Origin of the sequence: Burkholderia sp. E168m23, from assembly GCF_016586125.1 — a bacterium.
GTDB classification, from domain to species: Bacteria; Pseudomonadota; Gammaproteobacteria; order Burkholderiales; family Burkholderiaceae; genus Burkholderia; species Burkholderia orbicola.
Genome location: NZ_BCPP01001086.1, coordinates 1 through 2,184 on the forward strand (window position 1 = coordinate 1; position 2,184 = coordinate 2,184).

Annotated in this window: 1 protein-coding gene; it reads left to right on the plus strand. The window is 68.0% G+C overall.

The window, feature by feature from the left end; translation table 11 throughout:
* The first annotated feature begins 56 nt into the window (after nt 1-56).
* Nucleotides 57-1,835, plus strand: coding sequence for a Wzy polymerase domain-containing protein (locus tag JMF90_RS34310; protein ID WP_011546120.1), 1,779 nt, complete (start codon nt 57-59; stop codon nt 1,833-1,835).
* Nucleotides 1,836-2,184: the final 349 nt, after the last annotated feature.

Genomic DNA, 2,184 nt, shown 5'->3' on the forward strand with positions numbered 1-2,184 from the left:
GCACAGAGCAGGGAAAGTTTTGTATAGTGCGCCGGTTGCTGACATCCGGTTCGCTCATGCCTTCTACTTTTTCCCGTTCGTTGTCGCTCGTTGCGCTGGCTGTCGCCCTGATCGTGCCGTACGCGATCACGAATCACACGTATCCGATCCCGACCTTCTATTCCGAGTTTTCCGCGCTGGTGCTGTATCTGCTGGTGGGCGTGTCCGTCGTGCTGCTCGCGCGCACCGGCCGTCCGGCCGAGCCGTTTGCCGCGCCGGCCGCGTTCGTCGTCCCGCTCGGTTTTGCGGCGGTGCTGATCGCGCAGGTCGCGCTGATCCCGCTCAAGGTGCCGTCGATGAACTGGCTGGCGGTCGGTTATCTCGCGGCCGCGCTGGTCGCGATGCAGGCTGGCTACGCGCTCGCGCGCGACGGGATGGCGGAAACCGTGTCGCGGATGATGGCCGGCGCGCTGCTCGTGGGCGGCGTGTTCGCGGTCGGTACCCAGATCGTGCAGCTGTTCCACCTCGAAGCGGCCGTCTCGCCGTTCGTCGTCGTGTACAACATCGCGGTCGACCGTCGTCCGTACGGCAACATGGCGCAGGCGAACCACCTGGCCAGCTACATCGCCTTCGCGCTCGCGGGCGCGCTGTATCTGGTCCAGACACGCCGGCTCGCGGTGTGGGCCTGGCTCGCGTTGTCGCTCGTACTGTCGGTCGGTCTCGCGCTGACGGTGTCGCGCGGGCCGTGGCTGCAGGTGGCGGTGATGGTCGTCGCGGGCTTCTGGATGGCGTGGGTCGAATCGCGCCGCACGCCGGGCAATGCGCGTGCGTGGCTGATACCGGTCGTGCTGGCGGTCGCGTTCATCGCGGTGAACGTCGCGGTGCGCTGGGCCAACGTGCACTATCACCTGAATCTCGCGGAGTCGGCCGCCGACCGGATGCGCGACGCCGGGCAGATCGCGCCGCGCCTCGCGCTGTGGAAGTACGGGCTCGCGATGTTCCGCGAGCATCCGCTGCTCGGCGTCGGCTGGGGCGAATTCCCGTCGCACCAGTTTGCGCTCGTGCGCACGCTCGGCGGCGTCGAGATCGCGAACAACTCGCACGACATCTTCATCGACCTGCTCGCGAAGTCCGGTCTCGTCGGGCTCGGCGTGCTCGCCGTCACGCTCGTCATGTGGTTCGTGCGCACGGTGCGGGCGCCGCAGTCGAGCATGCGCGTGTTCGGCTTCGCGCTGATCGGCATCCTGCTGATGCATGCGCTGGTCGAGTATCCGCAGCAATACATGTTCTTCCTGCTGCCGGCGATGTTCGTGATCGGGCTGCTCGAGGTGAAGCCGCTGCGCATCCTGCCGGGGCGTGCGGCATTCGGGCTGTTCGCGGTGCTGTCGTTCGGCGGCGTGCTGGCGGCGGTGCCCGTGCTGCGCGACTACCAGCGCGCGGAAGTGCTCTATTACGGCAGCAGCCCGGCCGCGCAGTATCGCGATGCGCCGTCGCTGCTGTTCGGCGCGTGGGGCGATTACGGTGCGGCGACGCTGCTGACCATTTCGCCGGACAACCTGCCGCTCAAGCTCGCCGCGCACGAGCGCGCGATCGCGCTGCTGCCCGGCGAGACGGTGCTGCGCCGCTATGCGGTGCTGCAGGCGCTGGCCGGCCGCGAAGCCGACGCGCTCGATACCGTCGCGCGCCTGCATGTGTTTGCGAAGGAGTTGAAGGACTGGCCGCAACAGCTGGCCGCGTTGTACAAGCTGTGCGGCGATGAGCCGGCGCTGAAGACGTTCAGGGCGGCCGTCGTCGCGAAATACGGGGAAGCGCCGGCCGACGAGGGCGACGACTCGGACGACGACGATTCGGATTGACGCGTGTCGTGCGCGCCGGAACGGGGAATTCCGGCGTTTGTCTGGCCGTGATGAAAGCGGGCTGACGTCGTCGGCGCAACATGGCCCGGCGCATCACGCGCTGAGCCGATCGGCTATCGATTACGTCGCGGATCGCTTGGATTCGGGTCGAAGGGGCGGCGATTCGCGTCAACCATTGTCAAATCGCCGCCTGCTGACCGGGCGGCGCGGGCACAATGCGCGAAAGGGCTCGCGTGCGCGTCGGCGTGGGGCGCAGGCGGTGCCAATACGGCACACTTCCCGGTTATCCGGGGATTGCGCCGAGCAGGATCGCGGCCGGGCATCGCTCGGCCGTGCGGCCGTAACGGGG

Excerpts from the sequence above, each read along its gene's own strand:
- JMF90_RS34310 (WP_011546120.1), top strand. The coding sequence starts at position 57 with ATGCCTTCTACTTTTTCCCGTTCGTTGTCGCTCGTTGCGCTGGCTGTC.